The organism is Nonomuraea sp. NPDC050310 (assembly GCF_040655795.1).
Lineage (GTDB): Bacteria > Actinomycetota > Actinomycetes > Streptosporangiales > Streptosporangiaceae > Nonomuraea.
In genome coordinates, this window is record NZ_JBFAKP010000028.1 from 54,960 (window position 1) to 80,997 (window position 26,038).

27 protein-coding genes are annotated in these 26,038 nt (G+C 71.1%); 11 read left to right on the forward strand and 16 right to left on the reverse strand.

Annotated features, from left to right (window positions below; translation table 11 throughout):
- The first annotated feature begins 78 nt into the window (after window positions 1–78).
- The 3 genes from AB0I67_RS38610 to AB0I67_RS38620 are packed head-to-tail and all read left to right on the forward strand — an operon-like array spanning window position 79 to window position 3,373.
- Entirely contained in the window at window positions 79–1,353 is a 1,275-nt protein-coding gene (locus tag AB0I67_RS38610) for an MFS transporter (RefSeq protein WP_357934665.1), read from the forward strand.
- A complete protein-coding gene (locus AB0I67_RS38615; RefSeq protein ID WP_357934668.1) occupies window positions 1,350–2,240 on the forward strand; it encodes an alpha/beta hydrolase in 891 nt (296 codons plus the stop codon). The genes AB0I67_RS38610 and AB0I67_RS38615 overlap by 4 nt, the downstream gene beginning before the upstream one ends.
- Window positions 2,237–3,373 carry a tannase/feruloyl esterase family alpha/beta hydrolase gene (locus AB0I67_RS38620; protein WP_357934671.1) on the forward strand — a complete coding sequence of 379 codons (1,137 nt, stop codon included), beginning with the start codon at window positions 2,237–2,239 and terminating at the stop codon, window positions 3,371–3,373. The genes AB0I67_RS38615 and AB0I67_RS38620 overlap by 4 nt, the downstream gene beginning before the upstream one ends.
- Here the strand turns inward: AB0I67_RS38620 and AB0I67_RS38625 are convergent.
- Together AB0I67_RS38625 and AB0I67_RS38630 are read right to left on the reverse strand one after the other, a co-directional pair.
- Window positions 3,363–5,342, reverse strand: a complete 1,980-nt coding sequence (locus tag AB0I67_RS38625) for a glycosyltransferase (protein ID WP_357934674.1) — start codon at window positions 5,340–5,342, stop codon at window positions 3,363–3,365. The genes AB0I67_RS38620 and AB0I67_RS38625 overlap by 11 nt on opposite strands.
- 61 nt (window positions 5,343–5,403) lie before the next feature.
- Window positions 5,404–6,069, reverse strand: a complete 666-nt coding sequence (locus AB0I67_RS38630; protein ID WP_357934677.1) for a transglycosylase SLT domain-containing protein — start codon at window positions 6,067–6,069, stop codon at window positions 5,404–5,406.
- 227 nt (window positions 6,070–6,296) lie between these two features.
- On the opposite strand from AB0I67_RS38630, the gene AB0I67_RS38635 reads away from it, so the two are divergent.
- From AB0I67_RS38635 to AB0I67_RS38645, 3 genes are read left to right on the forward strand one after another with little or no spacing between them, the layout of a single operon-like run.
- The gene (locus AB0I67_RS38635; protein WP_181614382.1) at window positions 6,297–6,971 is read left to right on the forward strand and encodes a response regulator transcription factor; all 675 of its coding nucleotides are present in this window, start codon (window positions 6,297–6,299) and stop codon (window positions 6,969–6,971) included.
- The gene (locus tag AB0I67_RS38640) at window positions 6,968–8,389 is read left to right on the forward strand and encodes a HAMP domain-containing sensor histidine kinase (RefSeq protein WP_357934678.1); all 1,422 of its coding nucleotides are present in this window, start codon (window positions 6,968–6,970) and stop codon (window positions 8,387–8,389) included. Before AB0I67_RS38635 ends, AB0I67_RS38640 begins: the two co-directional genes overlap by 4 nt.
- Window positions 8,386–8,895, forward strand: coding sequence for a hypothetical protein (locus AB0I67_RS38645; RefSeq protein ID WP_357934681.1), 510 nt, complete (start codon window positions 8,386–8,388; stop codon window positions 8,893–8,895). Before AB0I67_RS38640 ends, AB0I67_RS38645 begins: the two co-directional genes overlap by 4 nt.
- On the opposite strand, the gene AB0I67_RS38650 is transcribed toward AB0I67_RS38645, so the two are convergent.
- From AB0I67_RS38650 to AB0I67_RS38690, 9 genes are all read right to left on the reverse strand, one after another.
- Window positions 8,885–10,186 (reverse strand): PhoH family protein, encoded by a 1,302-nt coding sequence (locus AB0I67_RS38650; protein ID WP_357934684.1) that lies wholly within the window; start codon window positions 10,184–10,186, stop codon window positions 8,885–8,887. The two genes, AB0I67_RS38645 and AB0I67_RS38650, sit on opposite strands and share 11 nt — an antisense overlap.
- 168 nt (window positions 10,187–10,354) lie before the next feature.
- Window positions 10,355–11,116: an isoprenyl transferase gene (locus tag AB0I67_RS38655; RefSeq protein ID WP_357934686.1), complete on the reverse strand. Its 762-nt coding sequence runs from the start codon at window positions 11,114–11,116 to the stop codon at window positions 10,355–10,357.
- A 50-nt stretch (window positions 11,117–11,166) separates the two neighbouring features.
- Window positions 11,167–11,679: a hypothetical protein gene (locus tag AB0I67_RS38660; protein WP_357934689.1), complete on the reverse strand. Its 513-nt coding sequence runs from the start codon at window positions 11,677–11,679 to the stop codon at window positions 11,167–11,169.
- 40 nt (window positions 11,680–11,719) lie between these two features.
- Entirely contained in the window at window positions 11,720–12,550 is an 831-nt protein-coding gene (locus tag AB0I67_RS38665) for an amidohydrolase family protein (RefSeq protein ID WP_357934690.1), read from the reverse strand.
- A 75-nt stretch (window positions 12,551–12,625) separates the two neighbouring features.
- Complete coding sequence (locus tag AB0I67_RS38670; RefSeq protein WP_357934693.1) at window positions 12,626–13,003, reverse strand: hypothetical protein; 378 nt, start codon at window positions 13,001–13,003, stop codon at window positions 12,626–12,628.
- Window positions 12,990–13,604, reverse strand: a complete 615-nt coding sequence (locus tag AB0I67_RS38675; RefSeq protein WP_357934696.1) for a TIGR04222 domain-containing membrane protein — start codon at window positions 13,602–13,604, stop codon at window positions 12,990–12,992. Before AB0I67_RS38675 ends, AB0I67_RS38670 begins: the two co-directional genes overlap by 14 nt.
- Complete coding sequence (locus tag AB0I67_RS38680) at window positions 13,594–14,409, reverse strand: DUF692 domain-containing protein (RefSeq protein WP_357934699.1); 816 nt, start codon at window positions 14,407–14,409, stop codon at window positions 13,594–13,596. Before AB0I67_RS38680 ends, AB0I67_RS38675 begins: the two co-directional genes overlap by 11 nt.
- Window positions 14,410–14,449: 40 nt before the next feature.
- Window positions 14,450–16,243 carry a phosphoenolpyruvate carboxykinase (GTP) gene (locus tag AB0I67_RS38685; RefSeq protein WP_357934702.1) on the reverse strand — a complete coding sequence of 598 codons (1,794 nt, stop codon included), beginning with the start codon at window positions 16,241–16,243 and terminating at the stop codon, window positions 14,450–14,452.
- A gap of 201 nt (window positions 16,244–16,444) precedes the next feature.
- Window positions 16,445–16,975, reverse strand: coding sequence for a hypothetical protein (locus tag AB0I67_RS38690; RefSeq protein WP_357934705.1), 531 nt, complete (start codon window positions 16,973–16,975; stop codon window positions 16,445–16,447).
- A 92-nt stretch (window positions 16,976–17,067) separates the two neighbouring features.
- Here AB0I67_RS38690 and AB0I67_RS38695 point away from each other — a divergent pair, with 92 nt between their 5' ends.
- Window positions 17,068–18,324 carry an alkyl sulfatase dimerization domain-containing protein gene (locus AB0I67_RS38695; RefSeq protein WP_357934707.1) on the forward strand — a complete coding sequence of 419 codons (1,257 nt, stop codon included), beginning with the start codon at window positions 17,068–17,070 and terminating at the stop codon, window positions 18,322–18,324.
- On the opposite strand, the gene AB0I67_RS38700 is transcribed toward AB0I67_RS38695, so the two are convergent.
- The 3 genes from AB0I67_RS38700 to AB0I67_RS38710 form a co-directional block, all read right to left on the reverse strand.
- Window positions 18,293–19,408, reverse strand: coding sequence for a C40 family peptidase (locus AB0I67_RS38700; RefSeq protein WP_357934710.1), 1,116 nt, complete (start codon window positions 19,406–19,408; stop codon window positions 18,293–18,295). The genes AB0I67_RS38695 and AB0I67_RS38700 overlap by 32 nt on opposite strands.
- A gap of 185 nt (window positions 19,409–19,593) precedes the next feature.
- Complete coding sequence (gene greA, locus AB0I67_RS38705) at window positions 19,594–20,094, reverse strand: transcription elongation factor GreA (RefSeq protein ID WP_357934713.1); 501 nt, start codon at window positions 20,092–20,094, stop codon at window positions 19,594–19,596.
- A 98-nt stretch (window positions 20,095–20,192) separates the two neighbouring features.
- Window positions 20,193–20,609, reverse strand: a complete 417-nt coding sequence (locus AB0I67_RS38710) for a DUF4307 domain-containing protein (protein ID WP_357934716.1) — start codon at window positions 20,607–20,609, stop codon at window positions 20,193–20,195.
- Between the two features lie 129 nt (window positions 20,610–20,738).
- Here AB0I67_RS38710 and mca point away from each other — a divergent pair, with 129 nt between their 5' ends.
- Genes mca through AB0I67_RS38725 form a run of 3 tightly spaced genes read left to right on the forward strand, consistent with a single transcriptional unit; the run spans window position 20,739 to window position 22,053 of the window.
- Complete coding sequence (mca, locus tag AB0I67_RS38715; RefSeq protein ID WP_357934718.1) at window positions 20,739–21,599, forward strand: mycothiol conjugate amidase Mca; 861 nt, start codon at window positions 20,739–20,741, stop codon at window positions 21,597–21,599.
- Window positions 21,600–21,608: 9 nt separating this feature from the next.
- Window positions 21,609–21,767, forward strand: a complete 159-nt coding sequence (locus AB0I67_RS38720; RefSeq protein ID WP_357934721.1) for a hypothetical protein — start codon at window positions 21,609–21,611, stop codon at window positions 21,765–21,767.
- Between the two features lies 1 nt (window position 21,768).
- Window positions 21,769–22,053 (forward strand): GNAT family N-acetyltransferase, encoded by a 285-nt coding sequence (locus AB0I67_RS38725; RefSeq protein WP_357934724.1) that lies wholly within the window; start codon window positions 21,769–21,771, stop codon window positions 22,051–22,053.
- 3 nt (window positions 22,054–22,056) lie between these two features.
- On the opposite strand, the gene AB0I67_RS38730 is transcribed toward AB0I67_RS38725, so the two are convergent.
- Window positions 22,057–23,205 carry a hypothetical protein gene (locus AB0I67_RS38730; protein WP_357934726.1) on the reverse strand — a complete coding sequence of 383 codons (1,149 nt, stop codon included), beginning with the start codon at window positions 23,203–23,205 and terminating at the stop codon, window positions 22,057–22,059.
- 74 nt (window positions 23,206–23,279) lie between these two features.
- Between AB0I67_RS38730 and AB0I67_RS38735 the strand changes: the two genes are divergently transcribed.
- The gene (locus AB0I67_RS38735) at window positions 23,280–25,220 is read left to right on the forward strand and encodes a thioredoxin domain-containing protein (RefSeq protein WP_357934729.1); all 1,941 of its coding nucleotides are present in this window, start codon (window positions 23,280–23,282) and stop codon (window positions 25,218–25,220) included.
- Window positions 25,221–25,236: 16 nt separating this feature from the next.
- On the opposite strand, the gene AB0I67_RS38740 is transcribed toward AB0I67_RS38735, so the two are convergent.
- On the reverse strand, window positions 25,237–26,038 hold an 802-nt coding region (locus AB0I67_RS38740), incomplete at its 5' end, for a tetratricopeptide repeat protein (RefSeq protein WP_357934732.1).

Sequence of the window (26,038 nt, forward strand, 5' to 3'; positions counted from 1 at the left end):
CTGTGGGTGCCGCGCCCATAGGAGTGACTCCCGTCACTTCGTAGCGTGAGCGCACTCCCCAGTCAGAAACGGTGTGATATGTCCATCAAGAAGATCGTGGGCGCGAGCCTGATCGGCACCACCATCGAGTGGTACGACTTCTTCCTGTACGGCTCGGCCGCGGCCCTGGTGTTCAACAAGCTCTTCTTCCCCGACTCCGACCCCCTGGTCGGCACCCTGCTGGCCTTCCTGACCTACGCCGTCGGCTTCGTCGCCCGCCCGCTCGGCGGCCTGGTCTTCGGCCACTTCGGCGACCGGATCGGCCGCAAGACGCTGCTGGTCGTGAGCCTGCTGATGATGGGCGTGGCGACCTTCCTGATCGGCTGCCTGCCCACCCACGCCGCCATCGGCAGCGCGGCGCCGATCCTGCTCACCGTGCTCCGCCTGGTGCAGGGCTTCGCGCTCGGCGGCGAGTGGGGCGGCGCGGTCCTGATCGTCTCCGAGCACGGCGACGCCGAGCGGCGCGGCTTCTGGGCCTCCTGGCCGCAGGCGGGCGCCCCGGGCGGGAACCTGCTGGCCACCGGCGTGCTCGCACTGCTGGCCGCGGTCCAGTCGGAGGCGACCTTCCAGAGCTGGGGCTGGCGCGTGCCGTTCCTGCTGTCGGGCGTGCTGGTGCTGATCGGCCTGTGGATCCGGCTGACCATCACCGAGTCGCCGGTCTTCCAGCAGGCCCCCGAGCTGGACAAGACCCCGCTGGCCGCGGTGCTCAAGAACCACAAGCGCGACATCCTCATCGCCATCGGCGCCCGGCTGGCCGAGAACATCTCGTTCTACCTGATCACCGTCTTCGTGATCACCTACGGCACGACGGCCGTCAAGCTGGACAAGGCGACCGTGCTCAACGCGGTGCTGATCGCCTCGGCCATCCACTTCATCACCATCCCGATGTGGGGCGCGCTCTCCGACCGCGTCGGCCGCCGGCCGGTCTACCTGGTGGGAGCCGCGGGCGTCGGCGTCTGGATCTTCGCCTTCTTCCCGCTGATCAACACCGGCAACTTCGGGCTGATCACCCTCGCCGTCACCGTCGGCCTGCTCTTCCACGGCATGATGTACGGCCCGCAGGCCGCCTTCTTCAGCGAGCTGTTCGGCACCAGGATGCGCTACACCGGCGTCTCCATCGGCGCCCAGCTCTCGGCCATCGTGGCCGGCGCGCTCGCGCCCGTCATCGCGACGGCGCTGCTCAAGGACTTCGGCAGCAGCCTGCCGATCTCCCTCTACCTCGGCGCGGCGGCCGTGCTCACCCTGGTCTCGGTCTTCGTGGCCAGGGAGACTCGCGGCACCGACCTGGCCGGGCAGGAAAGGATCAAGGTATGAGCGTCATCTTCGTCCACGGCAACGTCTCCTCCGGCGCGTTCTTCGAGGACCTGCGCCTGCCCGGCGCCAAGGCCGTGGACCTGCGCGGCTTCGGCGCCGGGCCGCGCAAGCCGGTCGACGCCACCCGGGGCGTGCGCGACTTCGTCGACGACGTGCTCGCGGCCATGTCCGGCGAGCCGGCCCACCTGGTCGGCTGGAGCCTCGGCGGCGGCGTGGTGCTGCAGCTCCTCCGCGACCACCCGCACCTGGTCAAGAGCCTCGTCCTGATCAACCCGGTCTCACCCTACGGCTTCGGCGGCACCACCGGCCCCGAGGGCACGCTGACCCACGCCGACGGCGCCGGGTCCGGCGCGGGCGGCGCCAACCCCGACTTCGTCAAGGCGCTGCAGGCCGGCGACCGCGAGACGATGCGCCAGGTCTTCCAGTTCGGCTACGTGAAGGACCCGGCGGTCACCGAGGAACGCTGGCTCGACTCGATGCTCACCACCGAGGTCGGCGACGACAACTACCCGGGCGACTCGGTGCCCTCGCCGAACTGGCCGGGCACCGCCCCGGGCGGCCGCGGCGTGCTGAACGCCATCGCGCCCGTGCACTTCCGCATCGACGACCTGCACACCCTCGACCCCAAGCCGCCGATCCTGTGGATCCGCGGCGCGGACGACGCGATCGTCTCCGACGCCTCGATGTTCGACGTGGTGCACCTGGGCGCGATCGGCGCGATCCCCGGCTGGGACGGCACCCCCGCCCAGCCCATGGTCACCCAGACCCGCGCGGTCCTGGAGCGCTACGGCAACTACCGCGAGGTCGTCCTGGACGAGTGCGGCCACAGCCCGCACATCGAGCGCCCGGAGGAGTTCCTCCGCCTGCTGAACGAGCACCTGGCATGAAGATCCTCGCCCTCACCCTCCTGGCCAACCTGCTGGCCGCCCCGGCGAGCGCCGAGCTGCGCGTGCCCGGCGCCGAGCACGTCATCAGCGCCCAGCTCGCCGACCTCACCACCGCCGGGACCGTCGCCACCGGCCACACCGATCCCGCCGACTGGGCCGGCCTGCACAGCAAGGCCACCGTCAACCCCACCGGCGTGCCCGGCATCCAGCTCGACGGCTACTTCCCCGACACCTCCACCGGCAACACCACCCGCGGCTGGAACCACGACTCGCAGTTCGTGATCCGCCTGCCCGAGCGGTGGAACGGCGGCCTGGTCGTCGCCGGCACCCCGGGCAACCGCGAGCAGTACGCCAACGACTTCACCATCTCCGACTGGGTGCTGGCCAAGGGCTACGCCTTCGCCTCCACCGACAAGGGCAACGTCGGCCTCACCTTCCACGAGGACGGCCGGCGCCCCGGCGACGCCATCGCCGAGTGGAACGAGCGCGTCACCCAGCTCACCGTCGCCGCCAAGGCCGTGGTCAGGCAGCGGTACGGCAGAGCCCCCGAGCGCACCCTGGCCGCCGGCATCTCCAACGGCGGCTACCTGGTGCGCTGGCAGTTGGAGAACCGCGGCTGGCTCTACGACGGCGGCCTCGACTGGGAGGGCACGCTCTGGCGGCTCAAGGGCGACAACCTGCTGGAGTTCCTGCCGCAGGCGCTCAAGGACCCGCTCGCGGCGGGCTTCCCCGCGGAGTCGGAGTTCCTGTGGCCCTTCCACCGGCAGTACTACTGGGAGCTCACCCAGCGGCTCTACCAGCAGGAACTCGACCCGACCTACACCGGCGCCCCGGCCGACTACGTCTACGCCGAGCGCCGGCCGTACCGCGCGGTGGCCAGGATCGCGCTCACCGGGCGCATCACCAAGCCGCTCATCACCGTGCACGGCACGCTGGACGCCCTGCTGCCGATCGCGCGCAGCTCCGACGTCTACGCGCGGATGGTCGGCCCGCACCGCCCCTTCCGCTACCACCGGGTCGAGGGCGGCAACCACCTCGACGCGCTGGTCGACGCCTACCCCGACCGGCTCAGGCCGATCCTGCCGGTCTTCCGCAGCGCCTTCGAGGAGCTGGAGGAGTGGGTCAGTCGCTGAGGTAGCGCTGCCGGCCCGCCCGGGCCAGCCTCGCCAGGTGGCGGGCGCCCGGCACCCGGCGGGCCAGGCGGCGCAACCGCGAGTCGTGCACCAGCAGTCGGCGCCGCTCGGGGTCGACCTGGGCGACCGGCTGGACGGACACCTCGCCGCCGCGCATCTCCAGCCCGAAGCGCAGGCCGGTCTCCGCGCCGCCGGTGCGCAACGAGGTCAGCCACGCGCCGGGGCCGAGGTGGTCGCGTCCCGGCAGCACCCGCTTGACCGGCACCTTCGCCACGAGCTGGCCGGGCTGCCGGCCGGGCACGCCCGGCTCGACCATCGCCGGCGCGGTGATCTCGCGCAGCCGGCCCGAGGTGTTGCGCAACACGAGTTCGAGGGCCGGGCCGCCGCTGGGCGGCACGTACGGCACGGGCACCACGACGAAGACGTGGTCGTCCTGCCGCGTGACGCTCGCGCCCGGCGAGACCAGCGCCACCGACTCGGGGAAGGAGCCGGGCTCGATGGCCAGGCCCAGCTCGCCCTCGTCGCTCCAGCAGGGCACCACCAGGCGGCGGCGCGGCATGGGGGCGAGCACGCCCAGGCAGTTGAGCGGGCCTTCGGGCCGGCTGACCCTGGCCCTGGCCTGGTGGGCTCCGCCGTACATCCGGACGTGGACCTCCCAGTGCCCGGAGCCGAGCGGTTCGCCGAGGGCGGCGCCGGTCACGTCCACCCGCGCCTCGCCCACGATCTGCAGCCGGAGGCCGGTCCCGTCGGGCACGCGCTGCACCCGGTAGTCCACCGGCACGAAGTAGCAGTCGCCGGTGTCCTCCTTGCGCAGGTAGACCTCCATGCGGGCGCGCCCGGCGGCGTAGGTGACGTCGGTGACGCCGGGCGGCAACGCCAGGCCCAGGTCCGGCGGCGACCAGTGCAGCCGCTCGTCCTCGGCGTGGAAGAGCACCGGCTCTCCCGCCGCGTCGAACAGCTCGACGGTCAGCCCCAGGACCAGCACCTCCTCGTCCCAGCGCACCTCGTGCAGGTCGGCGCGGACGGCGGTGCGGCGGGTGGCGTTGGCGAAGGTGACGAGCTGGTCGAGCCGCCCCTCGCGCAGGATCAGCGCGATGGCCCGCAGGTGCGCGGGCAGGTAGCGGTCCAGCCGGTCGGGGAAGCGCTCCAGCACGAGCTCGCGGCAGAGCCCGAACAATCGGCTGCGGTCGAGCGAGGACCCGGCGAAGCGGGCGGTCATGAACGGCCGCAACACCGTGGAGCGGAACCAGTGGGCATACATCCGGTCGCGTTCCCGGCCCTGGGTGTGCTCGTCGATGACGTCGAGCAGTGCGCGCAGCTCTGCCACCATGGCCAGCGGCTCCTCCTCGCGCTCCGGCCGCTCGCCCAGGTGGCAGCAGATCGGCTCGGCGAGCACGGTGATGACCTTGGCCAGCAGGTAGGCCCGCACCGCGAAGGCCTGCTCCGCGACCTGCCCACCCGGTACGGCGAAGCCCAGCCGATGCTCCTCCAGGAAGGCGCGCCGGTAGAGCTTCTGCGGCCCCAGCAGCCCGAGCAGCCGGTCGCCCAGCACGTCGGCCCGCGCCCGGTCGCTCTCGAACGCCGGCAGCGGCGGCCCTGAGTCGCGCACCAGCCGCCCGACCAGCACGTCGGACTCGCACTCCACGGCCCGTTCGTACATGACGCGCAGCGCGTCGCGCTCCAGCCGGTCGTGCTGGTCGAGCAGGTAGACGTACTCGCCCCGGGCGCTGGCGATGCCCACGTTGCGCCCGCGCACGGGGGAACCGGTGTGCGGCAGGTGCAGCACCCGCGCGTTGGACCGCACGGCCGCCACCGCGTCCAGCCGCTCGGCCATGCCGTCCGTGGAGCCGTCGTCCACGAAGATGACCTCGTAGGAGTCGATCGTCTGCTCCAGCGCAGAGCGGATGCACGGGTCGGCCGTGCCGCCGGGATTGTGGATGCTGACGACTACGCTGACCTTCACGCCCATGTCAGCTAGCGTGCGTCGTCACCTCGGCGCGGACCCGCAGGCTTGCCGATCGAAGGGGGTGTCAGTACCAGCCCTTGGCCTGTGAGTGGCCCCAGGCCCCGCACGGCGAGCCGTACCTTCCCTTGATGTAGCCGAGACCCCACTTGATCTGGGTGGCCGGGTTGGTCTGCCAGTCGGATCCGGCGCTGGCCATCTTGGTGCCGGGCAGCGACTGCGGGATGCCGTAGGCGCCGCTGTAGCGGTTCATCGCCCGCTCGTTCCAGCCGCTCTCCTTGTGCCACAACTTCTCCAGGCAGCCCCACTGCTCGGCGCCGAAACCGAAGGAGGCGAGCATCTCCTTGGCGATGGCCTTGTTGCTGCCGGGGTCGGGGTCGCTGCCGGGCGGGAAGTTGACCGGCGGGAAGCCGTCGCCCGCGGGCGCCTGCTCCTCGACCTTGACCTTGTCGAGGGTGCCCTTGTTGCCGGCGCGGAGCTGGGCGAGCTGGTCCTTCTTGTAGGCCTGGGCGGCGGCGGCCTTCAGCTCGTCGTTCTTCGGCTCGGGGACGTAGCCGCCGACGAGCGCGCTGAACTCCTCCGGGCCGATCGGGGTGCGTGCCTCCTTGGCGTTCTCCATCGCCCGGTGAACGACGAATCCTCCGCCTCCGGCGATCACCAGCACCGACGTCGCGATGATGGCTGCCCGCTTGGGGCCCTTGGAGCCTTTGGATTCCGGTCGCTTTCTGAGCACGCCCCTGAGCTTGCCCTGTGGAGGGGGGTGGTCCGCAACCGGAACCCGCCATTCAGTTGGCGAAGGCTTGACCAATCTCCAGGTTGGCGGGACGTTTGCCAACGGCTGTGACTTTCGTCACATTACTCGGACTCAGGGTGCCCCGCGTTTTTTGGGATCCGGTGCGCGTGATGTCACGTTTTCATGACAGAACCCGGATATTCGCGGCCAGCATAAATAATGTGCCCGTGGCAGGCATCCTCTTGGTGGAAGACGACCCCTCTGTCCGGACCGCGCTGGAATTAGCGCTCACCCGGCAAGGGCACTCGGTGACGTCCTACGCCACCGGCGAGGAGGCTCTCGACCACATCCGGTCCCGCCGCCCGGAGATCGCGATCCTCGACGTCATGCTCCCCGGCATCGACGGCGTCGAGGTCTGCCGCCGCATCCGCCGCCTCGACCAGCTCCCGGTCATCCTGCTCACCGCGCGCGGCGACGACCTGGACGTGGTGGTCGGCCTGGAGGCCGGCGCCGACGACTACGTGGTCAAGCCGGTCGAGCCCCGCGTGCTCGACGCCCGCATCCGCGCCATCCTGCGCCGGGCCGAGTCGGCCGCCTCCGACCGGATCGCCTTCGGCGACCTGATGATCGACCGGGGCGCGCTCAAGGTCACCCTGGCCAACAAGGAGATCCACCTCACCCCCACCGAGCTCCGCCTGCTGCTGGAGCTCGTGCGCCACCCCGGGCAGGTGCTCAACCGCCGCTACCTGCTGCGCGTGGTCTGGGACCACACCCACGTCGCCGACTCACGCCTGGTGGACGCCTGCGTGCAGCGCGTACGGGCCAAGATCGAGCCCCGGCCGGCCGAGCCCGTCTACATCCACACCGTCCGCGGCTTCGGCTACCGGTTCAGCCCGCCGTGAACCGCCTGCCGACCGGCCTGCGCGCGCGACTGGTGATCACCTTCACCCTCGTCGCGGTGATCTCGTCGTTCCTGGTCGCCAGCATCGGCTTCGAGCTCGCCAAGAACGCCCTGGTCAAGCGGACCGAGGACAACACGGTCGAGCTGATGACCAGGGAACTGGTCAAGATCAAATTTCCGTTCGGCCGGCTCCGCGAAGGCGAGGAACGGCCGCGCGACGCCGACCTCCAGCACCTGGCCAACGAGCTGGACACGCCCGGCGGCCACGTCATCGTGGTCTACGAGCGCAACGTCTACAGCGACTCCGAGCACGTCATGGAGGAGCGCGACCTGCCCCAGGAGCTGCGCGGCCGGGCCAGCGCCGGCTTCGTCAGCCAGCGCAAGTACATCCGCGGCGACCTGTGGCTGATCGTCGGCACCGAGGTCTTCCGCGCCGACGAGCTCAACCGGCCCGAGCCGACCGGGATGCGCGTCTTCAGGTTCGTGCCGCTCAAGAACGACCTGCAGCAGCTCGCCTTCCTGCGCGGGGCGCTGCTCCAGGCCGGCGCCATCACGCTCCTCATCGCGCTGACCGTCGCTTTAGTGTCCGCCCGGCGCGTACTGCTGCCAGTCCGCCAGCTCAGCGCCGCCGCCCAGGCCCTCGGCAACGGCCAGCTCGACACCCGGCTGCCGGTCCAGGGCCAGGACGAGCTGGCCGACCTCACCGTCCGCTTCAACGACGCCGCCGCCGCGCTGGAGGCCAGCGTCACCGAACTGCGCAACCTGGAGGCGATGTCGCGGCGCTTCGTCGCGGACGTCTCCCACGAGCTGCGCACCCCGCTCACCGCGATGACCGCGGTCACCGACATGCTCTCCGACGAGGCCGACCGGCTGCCGGACGAGCCCGCCCAGGCCGTGCGGCTGGTGCTCAAGGAGATCTCCCGGCTGAGCGAGCTGGTCGAGCACCTCATCGAGGTCAGCCGCTTCGACGCCGGCACCGCCACGCTCAACCTCGAACCGGTGAACATCGCCGAGGAGATCGTGAGCTGCCTCGAACTGCGCGGGTGGCAGGACAAGGTGCGGATGAACGCCAATCCGGGACTGACCTTCGACGTCGATCCCCGGCGCTTCGACGTCATCATCGCCAACCTGGTGGGCAACGCGCTCAAGCACGGCGGGCCGCCGGTCATGATCACTGCCAGGAGCACGGCCAACGGGCTGGAGGTGAAGGTGCGCGACCACGGCAAGGGCATCCCGGCCGCGGCTCTGCCGTACATCTTCGACCGGTTCTACAAGGTGGACGGCGGGCGCAGCCGCAGCCACGGCAGCGGGCTCGGGCTGGCCATCGCCCGCGCCAACGCCAAGCTGCACGGCGGCACCATCTCGGTACGGCAGCAGCAGCCCGGCACCCTCTTCACGGTCTGGCTGCCCCCGGCATGAGGCGCCGGCTGATCGCCCTCCTGCTGCCGGTGCTGCTGGCGGCCGGCTGCGGGCTGTCCCCGGGCGACGTGACGAGCGTGGCCGTCCCCGCGCCGGTGGTGCAGATCCCGCCGCTGCCCCACCGGATCGTCCTCTACAAGTACGGCAGGCCGGTCCTGGCCCCGGTGCACCTGCGCAACGCCGACATCGACGAGCTGATGAAGCGCCTGTTCGACACCCGCCGCCGTGGCTACGAGACCGCCATGGCCGAGATGTTCTACGACTGGGCCAACACGCCGCCGCGCTCGTCCGAGGGTTCGCCCAGGGACCTGGACTCCCGCCGGACCACGCTCCAGGTCTTCGTCTACAAACACAGCAAGATCACGGAGAAGGCCGCCCTGCAGATCACCTGCACCGCCGTGCGGAACTGGGAGAACCTTCTCCGTGTCGAGATCTACCGTGGCAACGAGGACGACCTCTACGGGTCGTTCCGCTGCCGGGACGATCTCACGCTGATCAGAGAGTGAGATCCTCCAGCATCTCGGTCACCAGCGCGGCGATCGGCGAGCGCTCCGACCTGGTCAGCGTGATGTGCGCGAAGAGCGGGTGGCCCTTCAGCTTCTCCACCACCGCGACCACGCCGTCGTGCCGCCCCACCCGCAGGTTGTCGCGCTGGGCGATGTCGTGGGTGAGGACCACGCGCGAGTTGGCGCCGATCCGGCTGAGCACCGTGAGCAGCACCCCGCGCTCCAGCGACTGGGCCTCGTCCACGATCACGAACGCGTCGTGCAGCGACCGGCCGCGGATGTGCGTCAGCGGAAGCACCTCCAGCATGCCCCGGTCGAGCACCTCCTCGATCACCTCGGGTGTGGTGACCGCGCCCAGGGTGTCGTAGACCGCCTGCGCCCAGGGGCCCATCTTCTCGCCCTCGCCACCGGGCAGGTAGCCGAGCTCCTGGCCGCCGACGGCGTACAGGGGGCGGAAGACGATCACCTTGCGGTGCTGGCGGCGCTCCAGGACGGCTTCGAGGCCCGCGCAGAGCGCCAGCGCCGACTTGCCGGTGCCGGCTCGGCCGCCGAGCGAGACGATGCCGATCTCCGGGTCCATCAGCAGGTCGAGCGCGATGCGCTGCTCGGCGGAGCGGCCGTGCAGGCCGAACACCTCGCGGTCGCCGCGCACCAGCTTGACCGACTTGTCGGGCAGCACGCGCCCGAGTGCGGAGCCCTTGGCCGACAGCAGCCGCAGACCGGTGTGCGTGGGCAGTTCCCTGGCTTCCTCCAGCTCGGCGCTGCCCTGCTCGAAGAGCGAGCCGACGTCCTCGGTGGTGACGTTCAGTTCCGCCATGCCGGTCCAGCCGGACTCGACGATCAGCTCCGCGCGGTACTCCTCGGCGGCCAGGCCGATCGAGGCCGCCTTGACCCGCATCGGCAGGTCCTTGGAGACCAGCACCACGTCGGCCCCTTCCGCGGCGAGGTTGCGCGCCACGGTCAGGATGCGGGTGTCGTTGTCCCCGAGGCGGAAGCCCGCGGGCAGGATCGACGGGTCGCTGTGGTTGAGCTCGACCCGGATGGTGCCCTCGCCGACCGGGATGGCCTCGTCCAGCTTGCCGTGCCGGACCCGCAGGTCGTCGAGGTAGCGCAGCGCCTTCCTGGCGAAGTAGCCGAGCTCCGGGTGGTGCCGTTTGCCCTCCAGCTCAGTGATCACCACGATCGGGAGGACCACGTCGTGTTCGGCGAAGCGCGTCAGCGCCGCCGGGTCGGCCAAGAGGACAGAGGTGTCCAAGACGTAGGTGCGCTTGGACTGAGGGTTTGCTGCCACGCATTCTCCCCCGGGCGCCCGGTGGGGCGGGCACCCTGCAGACGAGGTGGGAATCGGACCGGGCCCGTGCCTTCAGAGAGGCGCCGGATCCCGGCCCCCCTCAGCAGGTGCAGATGCAAAGGCGGGCCCTCTCCAGAGCGTTCGACGCTACGACCTGGATACCCAGTTTCAGGAGCCGTAACGCCGATGCCTCGCGGCGTAGTCGCGGAGCGCCCGGAGGAAGTCCACTCTCCGGAAGTCGGGCCAGTAGGCCTCGTGGAAGTAGAACTCCGAGTGGGCGCTCTGCCACAGCAAAAAGCCGGACAACCGTTGCTCCCCGCTGGTGCGAATGAGGAGGTCCGGGTCCGGCTGGCCGCGAGTGTAGAGATGCTCGGCGATGTGCTCGACATCGAGAACCTCGGCGAGGTCCTCGATGGTCGCCCCCTTGCTGGCGTGCTCCTGGAGGAGTGAGCGCACCGCATCGGCAATCTCACGTCTTCCACCATACCCAACCGCAACGTTCACAATCAGACCAGGACGATGCGAGGTGACTTCCTTGGCATTTTTCAGGACATTCGCCGTCCTGTCGGGGAGCAGGTCAAGCGCGCCCACCGGGCAGACCCGCCACCCCGCGCCGACCAGTCCCTGGACCGTCTCCTCGATGATCAGCAACAACGCGTCCAGCTCGTCCTTGGACCGGTTGAGGTTGTCGCTGGACAGCATCCAGACCGTCACGACCTCGACCCCGGCCTCGTCGCACCACGTCAGCAGCTCGGAGATCTTGTCCGCGCCGCTGCGGTGCCCCCGGCTGACGTCGGCGATCCCGCGCGACTTCGCCCAGCGGCGATTGCCGTCGATGATCACACCGACGTGGCGCGGCATGCTGTCCCTGGACAGCTTGGACTCCAGCCGGCGCTCATACAGCCGGTAGACCAAATCGCGCAGGCCCACGGAGCCCTCCCCGGTGTCGGAACCGCCTCAACAGGCAATTATCGCCGGGTTTAGTGGCTGCCCGCCCCCTCAATCGGATTCCTGGCCAGATCCCGCCCGCCCAGGCACGCCTCGGCCTCGGCGAGCAGCTCGCCGACGAAGGCCGCCAGCTCCGAGGAGGACAGCACCGCCCGCAGCCCCACCCCTTGCGTGCCCCATGCCTCCAGGTAGGCCCGCCTGGTCAGCAACCAGCGGCCCTCCGGCTGCCAGATCGGGATGGTCCGCAACTGGCAGCGCAGCTCACCGCCCGGCGAGCCCAGCCTGGTGCGGTAGCGGAAGGCGAACAGCTCGCCGTCGTCGGGGAACCTGTCCTCCGGGTCCGGCCAGCTCGCCTCCGCCCGCGCCTCGTCCACCCCGCGCGCCAGGCGAGCGAGGAACCACCCGCACCGCTCCCCCACGGTCCCGTACGGCGAGCCGTCCCGGTGCAGCGCGAGGGTGATCTCGTAGGGCACGCCGACGCTGTCCTTGCACGGCACCGGCGTGACGGTCAGATAGGAGCCGTCCACGCAACGCAGTCCTCCCACGTCACTGACGTTTCCTGGTTATCACCTGTTAAACGGCTTTTCAGCGGTCAAAGCGGTAGAACTCCCGCGCGGTCCCGCCCAGGACCCTGGCCGTGTCGCTCCCGCTCAGGAGGGTACGGTAGGCGTCCCACACCCGCTCGTAGTCCCCCGCCAGCAGGCACACCGGCCAGTCGCTGCCCGCCATCAGCCGCTCCGGGCCGAAGCAGGCCAGCGCGTGCGCCACATACGGCCTCAGGTCGTCGAGGGTCCACCGCTCGTGGTCGGCCTCGGTCACCAGGCCCGAGACCTTGGCGTGGACGTTGGCGAACCGGGCGCACTCGGCCAGTTGCCCGGCCCACGGCTCCCAGCCGGCGTCCTTGATCCGCGGCTTGGACAGGTGGTCGATCACCAGTCTCAGGCCCGGGTGGCGGGCGGCGGTGGTCACCACGTGCTCCAGGTGCCTGGGGAGCAGGGAGACCACGTCGAAGCTCAGGCCGTGCTCGGCCAGCAGGCCCAGGGACTCTTGCACCGGCTCCCGCACCAGCCAGTCGGGGTCCGGCTCCTCGTGGATCAGGTGGCGGACGCCTACGAACTTGGGGTGCTTTCCGTAGGTGCCGAGGGCCGTCGCGGTGGCCGCCGGGTCGGTCAGCGGCAACCAGCCCACCACCGCGCCGATGAACTCGTGCCGGTCGGCCTGGGCGAGCATCGCGTCGGTCTCCGCGAGCGAGTCTGCCGCCTGGACCAGCACCGTGCGGTCTACGCCCGCCTGGTGGAGGTGAGGTTGGAGGTCTTCCGGGGCGTAGTCTCGGTACAGCACGCCGAACTCGGGGGTCAGCCAGCCGTACCGGCCGCTCTCCAGGGACCAGAAGTGCTGGTGCGCGTCCACAATCACGCGGCAAACATAGGATCTCTCGACCGGTCAGGACAAGAGCCCGGCCATCGGTTAAGGGTCCAGCGCCACTACCGGCTACGGGGAGAGACGTCGGATCCAGCGTCGCCACCGCGACTGGGGGTGCCGTTTCCGCAGCCACCTCGCGAAGTCCTCGGCGTCGGCGCGGTAGCCGGTCGGGGGTTCCGTCCTGGCCGCGGCGTAGGCGGCGAACTCGCGGGCGTAGCCGGCCCCCGCGATCTCCCGCAGGTCAGGCCGCAGCCGGGCGACGACGGCGCGCCGCTTGGCCACCAGGCTCGCTGCCTGCACCGCCATCCGCGCGGGATCGAACCCGGCGGGCACCTCACCCCGGGCAACCAGCGCGGCCACCACCCGGGCCTGCCCCTCAGCCAACCGCCCCCGCGCCCCAGCCTCCCGCTCGGCGGGCCGCTCGGGCGACGGGTCAAGCCCCGCCACCACCGCAGCCTCCGCCGCCGCCGCAACCTCCGCCGCCGCCTCCGCTGCCGCAACTGCTCCCACCGCTGCTCCCGCCGCTGCTCCCACCGCAACCGCCGCCGCAGCCGGTGGCTGAGCCGGAGCCGCGACCCGCTCGAGGGCGTCCGCCGGTGCGGACGCGGCCGACGCGGCGAGGGACGCGGGCGGCCGTGGCGGTGGTGAAGGCGAGCCGTACCTCAGGGTCCACGATGGCCGGGATACCCCCCAGGGCAACGGCCATGACGGGATCGGCGGTCTGAACGAGCAGGGCGAGCGCCGAACGACCCGAGTCGGTGGCCCGAAGCCCGAAGAGGCCGCGGACGGCCAGCCCCTGCTCCCGCAACCGCGCCTCGGCGGCCCGGGCCGAGACGCCCTGCTCGACCCGCCGCCAGATGGCGTGCAGGTGGTCGGCCCGCTCCAGGGCCAGGCGCTCGATCGGGTCCCGGGCGACGGCCCCGGAGACGGGCATCAGCCACGACCCGCGCGACAGGCGTAACCGCCCGTCCTGGATGAGCCCGACGAGTACGGCCAGCGCGACGCGCCGGCGCCCGCCGCTGAGGTAGGCGGCGTCGTTACGGTCCATGGCCCACGACCTTCCGGATCCGGCCGAGTTCGGCGGCGAGCGCCGCGTCGCTCGGGTAGTCGTCATCCCACTCCAGTAGAACCCCTGGAGGCGAGGTCCGCGCGCACAGCTCGGCGAGAACCTCGAGCACGGGTTCTGGGACGGCGTGGGTGTGGGTGTCATGCCAGATCCCGGCGTGTTCCTCGCCTCCCGCGACGTGCACGTAGGCCAGCCGTTCCAGGGGCAGGTCGTCGAGCGCGTCGAGCGCGGACAGGCCGAGGTTGACCTGGTTGGTGTAGAGGTTGGCGACGTCGATCAGCAGCAGGACGTCGGTGCGTTCGACCAGTTCGGTGAGGAACTGCGCGTCGGTCAGCTCGTCCTCGGGCCAGCCGAAGAGGGCGGCGACGTTCTCCAGGGCGAGCGGCACCGGCAGGGAGTCCTGGGCCTGCCGTACGTTCTCGACGATGACGCCGAGGGCCTCGCGGGTGCGCGGGACGGGCAGGAGGTGGCCGGCTTCCAGGCCGCCGGCTCGCACGAAGGCGAGGTGTTCGCTGACGAGGGGCGAGCCGAGCGCCTCGGCGCAGGCGGCGAGATGCGCCAGCCGTACCGCGGAGGGCCGGGCGGCGTCGCCGACGCCCAGGCTGACGCCGTGCGGGACGACCGGCAGGCCGCGGGAGCGGAGCACCTGGAGGGACTCGGGCAGGTGCGGAGGGTGCAGGTGCTCGGCGACGACCTCCGCGAAGTCGACGCCGGGCAGCCGTTCGACGGTCAGATCGATCTCGGCGCGCCAGCCGATGCCGACGCCCAGCCTCAGGAAATCCCCCATGGGAGACGCTTAGCACCTCCCATGGGGTTCCGCCAGGGGATCAGGCCAGCCGGTCCAGCAGAGCGTTGTACTCCTCCCACAGTTCCTTGGGAAGGTGCGTGCCGAACTTGTCGAAGTGCGCCGGGATCAGCGACGCCTCCTCGCGCCAGACCTCCTTGTCGACGCTGAGCAGCGTCGTCAGGTCGTCCTCGGAGATCGACAGCCCTTCGGTGTCGATCTCCTTGGGCAGCAACCCGATGGGGGTCGGCACGGCCGACGCCTCGCCGTTGAGGCGGTCGACGATCCACTTGAGCACGCGGCTGTTCTCGCCGAAGCCCGGCCAGATGAACTGGCCCTGCTCGTTCTTGCGGAACCAGTTCACGTAGTAGATCCGGGGCAGCTTGGCCCCTTCACGCCGGCCGATCTTCAGCCAGTGGCCGAAGTAGTCGCCCATGTTGTAGCCGCAGAACGGCAACATCGCGAAGGGGTCGTGACGCAGCTCGCCGACCTTGCCCTCGGCGGCGGCGGTCTTCTCGGAGGCGACGTTGGCTCCGAGGAAGACACCGTGCTGCCAGCTCAGCGATTCGGTCACGAGCGGGACCGCCGTGGCGCGGCGGCCGCCGAACAGGATCGCGGAGATGGGCACGCCCTTGGGGTCCTGCCACTCCGGCGCGATGGTGGGCGCCTGGGCGGCGGGGGTGGTGAAGCGGGCGTTGGGGTGGGCGGCCGGCTCCGCGGAGTCCGGCGTCCAGTCGCGGCCCTTCCAGTCGGTCAGGTGCGCGGGGGGCTCGTCGGTGAGGCCCTCCCACCACACGTCGCCGTCGTCGGTGAGGGCGACGTTGGTGAAGATGCTGTTGCCCCACAGCGTCTTGACCGCGTTGGCGTTGGTGGTCTGGCCGGTGCCGGGGGCGACGCCGAAGAAGCCGGCCTCGGGGTTGATGGCGTACAGGCGGCCGTCGTCGCCGAACCGCATCCACGCGATGTCGTCGCCGACCGTCTCGACCTTCCAGCCGGGGATGGTCGGCTGGAGCATGGCGAGGTTGGTCTTGCCGCAGGCGCTGGGGAAGGCGGCGGCGACGTAGCGGGTCTCGCCGCTGGGCGGGGTGAGCTTGAGGATGAGCATGTGCTCGGCCAGCCAGCCCTCGTCGCGGGCCATGGCGCTGGCGATGCGCAGGGCGTAGCACTTCTTGCCGAGCAGGGCGTTGCCGCCGTAGCCGGAGCCGTAGGACCAGATCTCGCGGGTCTCGGGGAAGTGGCTGATGTACTTGGTGCTGCTGCACGGCCAGGGCACGTCCTGCTGACCGGGCTCCAGCGGGGCGCCGACGGAGTGCACGGCCTTGACGAACTCGCCGCGCTCCTCGATCAGCCGCAGCGCCGGCTCGCCCATGCGGGTCATGATGCGCATCGAGACGACGACGTACGGCGAGTCGGTGATCTCCACACCGAGCTGGGAGATGTCGCCGCCCAGCGGGCCCATGCAGAAGGGCACGACGTACATCGTGCGCCCGCGCATGCTGCCCTGGAACAGCTCGCCGAAGGTGCGGCGCATCTCGGCGGGGGCGATCCAGTTGTTGGTGGGGCCGGCGTCCTGCTCGCGCTCGGAGCAGATGTAGGTGCGGTCCTCGACGCGGGCCACGTCGCTCGGGTCGGACTTGGCGTAGAAGCTGTTGGGGCGCTTGGACAGCCTGGTGAAGGTGCCCTGCTCCACGAGCAGGTTGGTCAGGCGGGTCCACTCCGCCTCGGACCCGTCGCACCACTCGATCCGGTCAGGCTGGGTCAGGGCAGCGATCTCATTGACCCACGCGACCAATTCTGCATTGGTCGTGGGGGCTTTCACTTCGACGGATACGGACACGGCGGCGGCTCCTCCACTCTCTCCCTGCGGCCCAGACATCATTAACGACAATGTGCCGCAAAGGCCAATTGGCATAGACCTCTGTACGGCTGTCGCCGCAGGTGATTGGGGGAGCCTACCCACAGAGAAGCAGATTAACTAAAACCATTCATCGACTGGTTCAGTCCATTCAGGGTGGTCTAAACCAATGCCGGAAATGGTTTAGTCCATTTTCTGGCCGCCGACATCGGGTCCGGCGGCGCGCACGCGGTCCACATGCTGCAGCGCGTCGCGCAAATCATTCAGCCACGTGTCGGTGTGCCGGCCGACGAGTCGCACGCACCAGGCGAGCGCGTCGCTGCGGCTGCGCGCCACGCCGGCGGCCACCAGCGTGTCGAGAACCTGGCGCTCGGACTGCCGCAACCGGGTCATCACGGGCACGGACAGTGTGGTGAACATCACCGTGTCGCCACCGCAGGCGACCCCCCAGGCCACCTTGCGGCGGAAGCGGCGCTCGGCCTCGCGGGCGATCTCGATGCGGCGCTCGCGGGTCTCCTCGCGGAAGCGCCGGATGAGGCCGTCGATCTGGGCGGCCTTCTCCACCTCGGACTCGGTGGCGGGTTCGGGCAGGGTGCCGATGACGGCGATCTCCTCGCGGTCGATCACGAGCTCGACCGGGCCGGTGAACCAGTCCTCCGGGAGGCGGCCGGTGAACCAGCCGCGGAGCTGGGCTACTACCTCGTCACTATCCATGTAATCAACATTACATCGTTTCCCGGCACTGCCAAGGTCTTGACAGGCGCGTCATGATGGCCGGAACAAAGTTCTGGGAGAAGGAGTCACGGGTGGATCTCCGGCAACACGCGGACGCCGTCTGGCGCGGCGAACGCCTCGACAACATCGCCGCCCTCGCGGCCGGCCGCCGTCCCGTCGCCGACGTGCTCGACGGCGTCGGCTTCATCAGCGGCTTCGGCAACTCCGTCGTCTTCCGCGGCGAGGGCGAACTCGTCCTCTTCGACACCGGCAACCCCATGGGCGCCCAGAAGCTGCACACCGACGTCCGCGCCTGGGCCGTCGAGCCGCTGGGCACCGCGATCTTCTCCCACGGCCACATCGACCACGTCTCGGGCGTCGGCCCCTTCGACGCCGAGGGCCCGGTCACCGTGGTCGCCCACGAGGCGGTCGCCGAGCGCTTCGACCGCTACGTCCTCACCAACGGCTACAACGCCGTCATCAACCAGCGCCAGTTCCAGATCCCGGACCTCACCTGGCCGCTCGATTACCGTCACCCCGACCTGACCTACCGCGACGAGCTCACGCTCCAACGCGGCGGGTGGACCTTCGAGCTCTTCCACGCCAAGGGCGAGACCGACGACGCCACCGTCGCCTTCGTCCCCGAAGCCCGGATCCTGCTGCCCGGCGACCTGTTCATCTGGGTCTCGCCCAACTGTGGAAACCCCCAGAAGGTGCAGCGCTATCCGCGCGAGTGGGCGATCGCGCTGCGCCGGATGGCCACCCTGCGCGCCGAGATCATGCTGCCCTCCCACGGCGCCCCGATCTTCGGCGCCGACCGCGTCGAGCAGGCGCTCGTCGAGACCGCCGAGTGGCTGGAGAGCATGGTCGAGCAGACCCTCGACCTGCTCAACTCCGGCGCCCGCCTCGACACCATCGTCCAGGCCGTGCGACCGCCCGAGCGGCTGCGCGACCGGCCCTACCTGCAGGCGCTCTACGACGAGCCGGAGTTCGTGGTGCGCAACCTCTGGCGGCTGTACGGCGGCTGGTACGACGGCAACCCGGCCCGGCTCAAGCCCGCCCCCGACGCGGTGCTGGCCGCCAAGCTCGCCGAACTCGCCGGAGGCCACGCCCGCCTGGCCGAGGCCGCCCGCACCGCGCTGGCCGACGGCGACGCCCGCCTCGCCGGCCACCTGGCCGAGCTCGCCGTCCAGGCCGCGCCCGACGACCCGGCCCTGCACGAGATCAGAGCCGAGGTGTACGGCAGGCGAGCCGAGACCGAACCCTCGCTGATGGCCCGAGGCGTCTTCGCCTGGACCGCCGCCGAGTCGCGCCGGCTCAGCGAACCCGCGCCGCCACCTGCGGGCTGATGCGCACCACCCCGGCGAGGTTCTTCGTCGTCACCGGCGCGAGCTTCACGACGTCGCCGGTGCGCGGCGCGTGCAACATCTGCCCGTTGCCCCAGTAGATGGCGACGTGCGAGATGTAGCCGGGGTTGGTGGGGTCGTGCCGCCAGAAGATGAGGTCGCCGGGCTGGGCCTGCGCCAGCGGGATCTGCGGCCCGGCGACCCACTGTTGGTGGGTCACCCGCGGCATCTTGATCCCGGCCTGCGCGTAGGCCCACTGCACCAGGCCGGAGCAGTCGAAGCTGTCGGGCCCTTCCGCGCCCCAGACGTAGGGGCGGCCGAGCTTGCCGTACGCGGCCTGCAACGCGGTCTGGAGCTGCGAGACCGACATGAGCGGGGTGACCTGGAGCGTGGCGGTGGGCGGCGCGACCGGGTTGACCGTGGCGATCTGCGTGCCCCTGGGCAGCAGGCGCAGCAGCTTGCGGCGCAGCGCCGCGGAGTCGGTCTCGGGCGCGCTGACGATGAGCGCGTTGTCGCGCGGCAGGCCGAGGTCACGCGCGGTGCGCTTGGAGACGAGCGCGTCGACCGCGCCCAGCCCGGTGGTGGCGTAGGCGCCCACGCGCAGCGGACCCTGCGGGCCGCGGACCTTGCGGCGCAGGGTGAGGCCGCCGTCGGTGCCCAGCACGAAGGAGACCGCGATGTCCCCCGCGGCCACCGTGCTCCACAACGCGTCGGAGGAGGCGGTGACCTTGGGGGTGAAGGCGCGGAAGGTCGAGGGGTCGATGCCGAGCGTCTGCACCCGCTTGCCGTCGATGGTCACCGCGGCGGCGTCGGCCAGCTCCAGCGCGCGCACGCCGCGCTGGGCGGCGACCTTGCGGAGCTGGTCCATGGTGAACGGCTTGCGCGTCACCACGAACAGGTTGGGCTTGCGCAGCTCGCCCAGCGGGGCGACGGCCGGGCGCGACGGGGGCGGCTGGACGATCTCGGCGGCCGGTGAGGTCCGTGGCCGTTGCTGCGCCACGCGCTCGGGCTCGGGGGCCGCCGGGCCGTACAGCAGCAGGAGGTCGACGATGAGGACGGCGGTCAGCGTGCCGGCGATGTAGGGCACGAACCGCCGGTGGTCACGCCGGCGGGGCGGCTGCGGCGGCGGAGCGCCCCAGTAGGGCAGCGGCTGCGGGACGGGCTCGGGGGGACGCCGGCGGAAACGGCGGAACAGATAGGCCAGGTCCCCCCTGATCCCATGCGAAAAGTCCGCCGGGCCTAAGGGGGCCCGGCGGATCCGTTCTTCTGGGGTCAGTTGCCGACGTACGGCACAGCCTCGAGGATCTCGACCGTGTTCTGGCGGCCGTTGGGCATGGCGTAGGTCGCCCGCTCGCCGATCTTCTTGCCGTTGATCGCCGCGCCGAGGGGGGACTTGGGCGAGTAGACGTCGATCGGCGCCCCGCTCTCCTCGCGGGAGGCCAGCAGGAAGGTGACTTCGTCCTCGTCACCCTCGAACCGGATGGTGACGGTCATGCCGGGGCCCACCACGCCCTCGGTGGTGGGGGCCTCGCCGACCTTGGCGTTGTCGAGGATCTGCCGGAGGTGGAAGATGCGGGCCTCCATCTTGCCCTGCTCGTCCTTGGCGGCGTGGTAGCCACCGTTCTCCTTCAGGTCGCCCTCCTCGCGGGCGGCCTCGATCTTCTTGGCGATGTCGACGCGCCCGGGGCCCGAGAGGTGCTCGTACTCCGCCTTCAGGCGGTCGTACGCCTCCTGCGTCAGCCAGGTGACGTTCTCATCGCGCGAGTCGGCCACGGGTTCTCCTTGCTTGCCTAGGGGGCCCTGTCAGTTGGGTCCGCTGAATTGCGAAAGGCTAACAAGTCAGCCGTTCGATCGCTTCCCCAAATGTCTCACTATACGAGATTGCAGTACTGGATGTGGACGGAAGACGCCTGAGCACTGGTCTGCAGGCTCTCCTTGAGTTGGTTCATACCCTCACCAGCGGCAATCGTTACTTCCTTGCTGCCGACTTCCACGTGGTTCTTGTCCAGGGCCTGGATCCGGCAGCGGGCCGTGCGCTCGTCGGGCTTGGTGAGGGCGAAGGTGATCTCGGCGCGGTCGGGCGCCTTCACGTTGAACGTGAGCACCCGGCTCGGCACGCCGGCGTCGCCGGTCGCGATCCAGACCACATACCCCCATCCGCCCATGAAGATCGCCACCAGCACCCCGATGACGACGTGCACGACCAGGCGTCCTTGTCGCTGCGGCCGGTCGGGGAAGTCGTCGGGGGTGCCGAGAACTGGACCGTTCTCGACATCTCTGGTGGCCATGGCGGAATCTCCCTGCACTTCCTCGGCGTTATCCGAGACAATTGTCGCCCGCGGGGGTCTTGCCCCTGCGCCCGACGCCCGATGTGAAACTATCTGAGGATCCCAACTGTGAGTGCACCCCTGAGACTGATGGCAGTCCACGCGCACCCCGACGACGAGTCGAGCAAGGGCGCCGCGACGATGGCACGCTATGTCGCGGAAGGCGTGGACGTGCTGGTCTGTACGCTCACCGGGGGCGAGCGGGGCTCGGTGCTGAACCCCAAGATGGACCGCCCCGAGGTCGTGGCCAACATCGCTGAGGTCCGCCGGCTGGAGATGGAGCGGGCGCGCGAGATCCTGGGCGTGAAGCAGCAGTTCATGGGCTTCATCGACTCCGGCCTGCCGGAGAGCGAGGAGGAGGAGCTGCCCGAGGGCTGCTTCGCCCTGCAGCCGCTGGATAAGGCGGCCGCCCCGCTGATCGCCGCGGTGCGTGAGTTCCGCCCGCACGTGATCATCACCTACGACGACGACGGCGGCTACCCGCACCCCGACCACATCATGACCAACCGCGTCTCGGTCGAGGCGTTCGAGGCGGCCGGCGACCCCGACCGCTACCCGGGCACCGGCGAGCCGTGGCAGCCGCTCAAGCTCTACTACCACATGGGCTTCACCAAGGCCCGGTTCGAGGCCCTGCACGAGGCCATGACCGAGCGCGGGATCGGCTCGCCGTACGCCGACTGGATCGCCCGCTGGGAGGACCGCCCGCAGAAGTGGCCGGTGACCACCCGCGTGCCCTGCGCCGACTACTTCGAGCAGCGCGACAACGCCCTGCTGGCGCACGCCACCCAGATCGACCCGGACGGCTGGTTCTTCTCCTGCCCGCGCGAACTGCAGCAGGAGATCTGGCCGACCGAGGACTACCACCTGGCGCGCTCGCTGGTCGACACCGACCTGCCCGAGGGCGACCTGTTCGCGGGCATCCACTGTGAGGAGCTCTCCAGGGCTGAGTAGTCTGGAAGGGTGAACAGCAGCGTTGCCAACAGCCCGTACGGCCCCGGGGTCATCGCCTTCCTGGTCGTGGCGCTCATCGGCGTCGCCCTCTACTTCCTCATCAAGTCGATGAACAAGCAGATGGCGAAGATCGAAGTTCCGCGCGAATCCGACCTCGACAAGGACTGACATGGGCCTGGAAGTCACCGACGCCCCCGAGCGGAGCCGGTTCGAGATCACCCTGGACGGGGAGCTCGCCGGCTTCGCCGAGTACCAACTCCGGGGCACGACCGTGGTGTTCACGCACACGGAGGTCTTCCCGGAGCACGAGGGGCAGGGGCTGGCCGGCAAGCTGGTCAAGCACGCCCTCGACGTATCGCGCGACACCGGCCTCACCGTCCGGCCGCTGTGCCCGTACATCTCGCGGTTCATCGAGCGGCACCCGGAGTACAAGGACCTGCTCGCCCCGGCCTGAGGCTCACTCCGGCGACCAGGCGCGCTCCAGCGCGGCGGGCAGGCCCCACCAGCCCAGCGGGGTGAGCGCCTCGTCCTCGTCCACCACGCCCAGGTGCGCCCAGAGCGCGACCACCTGGACGAACAGTCCCTCCAGCGTCTCCACGTCGTCCGGCTCGTCGTCGGCCTGCTCCACGTCCTCGGAGTCGGCCACCAGCCGGGCCAGCCGCTCGGGCGAGGCGGGCGTGCCCGGACCGAGCCGCGCCAGCGCCGCCACCACGGCCAGCCAGTCGGCGTGCGAGATCGAGCACAGCGCGGCCAGCGCCTCGTCCTCCGGCGTCAGCTCCTCGTCCAGGCGCCCGAACTCCTCGGGGTCGTCGTCCTCCTCCGGCAGGTCGGAGATCGGCCCGGCCACCCCGGCGGTGACCGCCAGCCACAGCTCCTCGGCCCCCTCGGGCACCGCCCGGTCGTCGAAGCCCGCGCACGCCCGCAGCACGTTGCCCGGGTAGCCGGGGAAGTCCAGCACCTGCCGCAGCCTGCTAGCCGCGGTCTCCAGGGCCGCCTGCGGCCGTCCGGGCCGGGCCGGCAGCTCGTCCAGGATGCGGCGCAGCTCGCTCAGCGCCAGTTCCTCCTGCTCGTCCCAGCCCGCCATCAGCTCGGCGTCCTGCTCCTCGGCGACGACGTGCTCGGGGACGCGCCCGTCCGGCAGCGGCGTGTTCAGCCACGCCTCCTGCACCTGCTCGTAGGTCCGCCGGGCCGTCCCCTCGCCGCGTGCCAGCGCGTCGGGGTCGATCGTGCCCGCCTCGACCAGCGCCTCCAGCTCCGCGACCAGCCGGGCGTGCATCTCCTCGGCCACCGGGCCGCGCTCGTCCTCCTCCGGCCACAGGAAGTAGGTGGAGGTCAGCAGGATCGGCTCCGTGCCGGTCGCCTCCAGCCACCGCTGCACGTCCCCCACGGTGGCCTGGCCCGCCTCGATCGAGCTCAGCGTGGCCTTGGCGCTCTCCCAGAACGTGACCGACAGCGGGTTGCCCGCCGCCAGCAGCTCCTTGCGCAGGTCGGGCAGCGCCACCAGCGCCACCCCCGACGGTACGGCCAGCAGCGCCCTGGCCACGTCCCGCCTGGTCAGCGCCAGCGGGGAACGGCCGGCGTGCGCGCACACGTAATCGAGGTCCACGCTCACGGAGACTACGCCCTGACCCCCGGATGTCGGCATACCCCGGCCCGCGACGGCCTGGTTAGGCTGAACCGGTGAACCGGTTGCGGAACGCCACGAGCCCATACCTCCTCCAGCATGCCGACAATCCCGTCGACTGGTACGAATGGGGGCCCGAGGCCTTCGAGGCCGCCCGCGAGCGCGACGTCCCCCTGCTGATCAGCGTGGGCTACAGCGCGTGCCACTGGTGTCATGTCATGGCTCACGAGAGCTTCGAGGACCCGGCCACCGCCGAGCTGATGAACACCTTCTTCGTCAACGTCAAGGTGGACCGCGAGGAGCGGCCCGACGTGGACGCGGTCTACATGTCCGCGACGCAGGCGATGATCCAGCAGGGCGGCTGGCCGATGACGGTCTTCGCCACGCCCGGCGGCGACCCGTTCTACTGCGGCACCTACTTCCCCCGGCCGCAGTTCCAGCGGCTGCTCGTCGCCGTGCACCAGACCTGGACCGACGACCGTGACTCGGTGCTCAAGCAGGGCGCCAAGGTCGTCGAGGTGCTCAACGCCGGCACCGCGCTGCCCAAGGGGCCGGCGCCCACAGCCGAGACGCTGGAGCTTGCCGTACAGCATCTGGGGTCGGCGTTCGACGGGGTCAACGGCGGGTTCGGGGGCGCGCCCAAGTTCCCGCCGTCCATGGCGCTGGAGTTCCTGCTGCGGTACGGCGAGCGGGAGATGAGCGGGGCCACGCTGGAGCGGATGGCGCGCGGCGGGCTGTACGACCAGCTCGGCGGCGGTTTCGCCCGCTACAGCGTGGACGCCGAGTGGGTGGTGCCGCACTTCGAGAAGATGCTCTACGACAACGCGCTCCTGCTGCGCGTCTACAGCCACTGGTGGGCCGTGACCGGCGACCCGCTGGCCAGGCGGGTCGCCCTGGAGACCGCCGACTGGCTGCTGCGCGAGCTGCGCACGCCCGAGGGCGGCTTCGCCTCGGCGCTCGACGCCGACAGCGAGGGCGAGGAGGGCCGCTTCTACGTCTGGACGCCCGAGCAGCTCACCGAGGTGCTCGGGCCCGAGGACGGCGCCTGGGCGGCCGAGCTGTTCGAGGTCACCGGCACCTTCGAGCACGGCTCCTCGGTGCTCCAGCTCCTCGCCGACCCCGGCGACCGCGCCCGCTACGACCGCGTACGGCAGGCGTTGCTGGCCGCCCGCGAGCTCCGCGTCCGGCCCGGCCGTGACGACAAGGTGGTCGCGGCCTGGAACGGCCTGGCCATCGCGGCGCTCGCCGAGACCGGCCTGCTCTTCGACCGCCCCGACCTGATCGACGCCGCCACCGCGGCGGCCCGCCTGCTCGACGAGGTGCACTGGCGGGACGGCCGGCTGGTCCGCACCTCCCGCGACGGCCGCGCCGGTCACAACGCCGGCGTGCTGGAGGACTACGCCGACCTGGCCGAGGGCCTGCTCGCGCTCTTCGGGGTGAGCGGCGAGCCGCGCTGGTACGAGCTGGCCGGGGCGCTCCTGGAGGTGGTCCTGGAGCACTTCGCCGACGGGGAGGGCGGCTTCTACGACACCGCCGACGACGCCGAGCGGCTCTTCCAGCGGCCCCAGGACCCGACCGACAACGCCACCCCCTCTGGCCAGTTCGCCGCCGCCGGCGCGTTGCTGACCTACTCGGCGCTGACCGGCTCCACACGCCACCGGGAAGCCGCGCTCGCGGCCCTGGCCACCGTCTCGGTGCTCGCCCGCGGGCACGCCCGCTTCGCCGGCTGGGGCCTGGCCGTCGCCGTCGCCGCCCAGGCCGGCCCGGTCGAGGTGGCGATCGTCGGCGACCCCGCCGACCCGCGCACCCGTGCCCTGCAGCGCGCGGCGTTGCTGTCCGGCGTCCCCCTCGTGCTGGCCACCGGACCGGGCGCGGTGCCGCTCCTGGAGGGCCGCACCCCGGTGGACGGCGCCCCGGCGGCGTACGTGTGCCGGAACTTCGCCTGCCGCCTGCCGGTCACCACCCCGGAGGACCTACGCGCCGAACTACGCCGCTGACCTCGGGCGGCTGAGGTCAGACGTCCTCCGGGAAGCACTGTCGCCAAGCCGTCGCCTCGGCCTGCTTCAGCGGCAGGGAGACCAGGCCGTACCCGCCCGGCTGCGCCACGTGCTCGTAGAACCAGGGGGACAACACGAACGACATCGTCCCCTCGATCGCCGGGACCCCGGCGGCCAGCAGCCGGGTGTAGGCGAGCGCGGAGCCGGCCGGTCCGTCGTCGGTCTCGCGCACCTCGCCCGCGTGCACGGCGACCCGCAGCGCCGAGCCCCTCGGGCCGGTCCAGACCCAGGCCAGCTCCCGCGCCAGCGCCTCGGCGAAGGGCGCCTTGGGCAGCTCGCCGGGCGCGAGGATCAGCAGGCCGTCCTCGTGCTCCACCAGGCGGCACGCGTTCAGCGCGATGCCCGCGCGGGTGAAGGCCGAGCGGACCAGGCTCGCCTGCCTGCGGCCGGGGATCCCCCGGGCCTCGATCGCCACGATCGTCGGCCACTCGTCCGGAGACCGGCTTTCGTCCCCCAGCTTCGACCGGAGCACCTCGGCTTCCGGGTCGCCGAACTCGGCGAGCAGGTCGTGGGCCCGCCGCCACGCCTGGCGTGCCTCGGCCGCCGCGCCGGTCTCGGCGCGCAGGTCGCCCACCCGGCCGAGCGTGACCGCCTCGCGGTACCGGTCGCCGGTCTCCTCGAAGAGGACCAAGGCCCGGCCGTAGTAGTCCAGCGCCTCGGCCGGCTCGCCGCGGTGCGGGCGGGGCGGGGCGCAGGCCTCGCGGCGCCCCGCCTCAACCCGGCCGGGGTGGTGGTGGGGGGTTTTTGTGAGCTCGGGG

Bases quoted from the DNA above. Each gene is read 5' to 3' on its own strand.
- AB0I67_RS38610 (WP_357934665.1), top strand. From the start codon at position 79: ATGTCCATCAAGAAGATCGTGGGCGCGAGCCTGATCGGCACCACCATC.
- AB0I67_RS38615 (WP_357934668.1), top strand. From the start codon at position 1,350: ATGAGCGTCATCTTCGTCCACGGCAACGTCTCCTCCGGCGCGTTCTTC.
- AB0I67_RS38620 (WP_357934671.1), top strand. From the start codon at position 2,237: ATGAAGATCCTCGCCCTCACCCTCCTGGCCAACCTGCTGGCCGCCCCG.
- AB0I67_RS38625 (WP_357934674.1), bottom strand. From the start codon at position 5,342: ATGGGCGTGAAGGTCAGCGTAGTCGTCAGCATCCACAATCCCGGCGGC.
- AB0I67_RS38645 (WP_357934681.1), top strand. From the start codon at position 8,386: ATGAGGCGCCGGCTGATCGCCCTCCTGCTGCCGGTGCTGCTGGCGGCC.
- AB0I67_RS38675 (WP_357934696.1), bottom strand. From the start codon at position 13,604: ATGGACCGTAACGACGCCGCCTACCTCAGCGGCGGGCGCCGGCGCGTC.
- AB0I67_RS38680 (WP_357934699.1), bottom strand. From the start codon at position 14,409: ATGGGGGATTTCCTGAGGCTGGGCGTCGGCATCGGCTGGCGCGCCGAG.
- AB0I67_RS38690 (WP_357934705.1), bottom strand. From the start codon at position 16,975: ATGGATAGTGACGAGGTAGTAGCCCAGCTCCGCGGCTGGTTCACCGGC.
- AB0I67_RS38710 (WP_357934716.1), bottom strand. From the start codon at position 20,609: ATGGCCACCAGAGATGTCGAGAACGGTCCAGTTCTCGGCACCCCCGAC.
- mca (WP_357934718.1), top strand. From the start codon at position 20,739: ATGGCAGTCCACGCGCACCCCGACGACGAGTCGAGCAAGGGCGCCGCG.
- AB0I67_RS38725 (WP_357934724.1), top strand. From the start codon at position 21,769: ATGGGCCTGGAAGTCACCGACGCCCCCGAGCGGAGCCGGTTCGAGATC.